Here is a 570-nt window from a genome sequence, read left to right as displayed (position 1 = left end):
ACGGCCGCCGGCAGCCGCTGCGGCCAGCGCGGATGGCTGTCGGTGACTCCGACACGGAGCTGTTCGTACCGTTCGAGCACGATCTCCACGGTGAACGTGGGCGACTGGCCGAAGGTGTGCTGCACGGCGTTGGTCGCCAGCTCCGAGACGATCAGCCGCACGGTGTCGGCCGCCTCCGCCCGGGCCGGCAGACCCCACTCCGTCAGCAGGTCCGCGACGTATCTTCGCGCCGCCGGTACCGACGCGGGATCGCTCGGCAGCGTGATGGATGCTTCCTGATGGTCTGCCATGGCGACGCCGTCCCTTTCCCGCCGGACCTGACTCCGCCGCAGTGCGGATGACTGCGCGGACGGCCTCGGACTGTGCTCAGCGTGCCACTCATCCTGCCGTTCTCACGGCCCATCCATCGAGATCTGCATATATCTGTCGCTCGAAGTGGTGAACTCTGCTACGCGAGACCGTATTTGGATGGCGAAAAGATAACTTCTCCGCCGCGGCGCTCTTGGCGCGTACGGGACGCTTATCGGAGCGGTTCGGCGAAGGGATCTATACATGCGGCATATTCCGGCG

Annotated in this window: 1 protein-coding gene; it reads right to left on the bottom strand. The window is 65.8% G+C overall.

Annotated features, from left to right (window positions below):
* A partial coding sequence (locus tag BFF77_RS32570) for an ATP-binding protein (protein WP_066957174.1) occupies positions 1 to 290 on the bottom strand: 290 nt, incomplete at its 3' end.
* Positions 291 to 570 lie beyond the last annotated feature (280 nt).

It is taken from the genome of Streptomyces lushanensis (assembly GCF_001700515.1).
Lineage (GTDB): Bacteria > Actinomycetota > Actinomycetes > Streptomycetales > Streptomycetaceae > Streptomyces > Streptomyces lushanensis.
Note: the sequence above shows the minus strand (reverse complement) of the source record. Positions and strands in the feature narration are given on the sequence as shown.